Here is a 569-nt window from a genome sequence, read left to right on the forward strand (position 1 = left end):
TCGCTGTTGCTGCCGTGGCCGGTGATGCCGGCACCGGTCGGGTGGCTGGTGGCGGTGGTTTCCGGGTAGTCGGTGCCGGCGCGCTTGGCCGCGCTGCCGATGTCGTAGCGCCCGGTGTCGGCGGTGTTGCTGTCGTGGTAGGCGCTGGGGGTAGAGGCGTGGGCACCGACTTCGGCCGCGGCGCCGGTGCCGGCGTTGTCACCGAAGCGTTCGCTGGCCGAGTGCAGGCCGGCGCCGGTGGTGGCGCCCGTCGTTCCGCTTGCGGGTCGGGTGAAGCGCTTGTCCAGGTGGCTGTCGCCGCCGGTGGCGCCGGCGTAGGGGCTGCTGGGGCCGGGATAGCCGTCTGCGGTGCCGCTGCCGCCGTGCTCGTCGATATCGATGGCGCCGTTGTACTCCAGCGCGTCGCGCGCCCTGGCCAGCTGATCCTCGTCGACCACGTCCACCGCGATCACCAGGGCGCCGCGGCGTACCGCGTCGGGATAGGCGGTCGCGTAATGACGGTGCTGTTCATGGGGCTCGTGGCCGAACAGCGATTTGAAGAAGTGCGCGACCTTCGATTCGTGTTCGTG

At 71.0% G+C, this 569-nt stretch carries 1 protein-coding gene; it reads right to left on the reverse strand.

From position 1 onward, the window contains the following. The coding region (locus CXQ88_RS21475) for a hypothetical protein (RefSeq protein WP_104046165.1) at positions 1-569 on the reverse strand (569 nt) is incomplete at both ends.

The sequence above is a fragment of the Arthrobacter sp. ZGTC412 genome (assembly GCF_002929215.1).
In the GTDB taxonomy this organism is placed as follows: Bacteria; Actinomycetota; Actinomycetes; order Actinomycetales; family Micrococcaceae; genus Arthrobacter.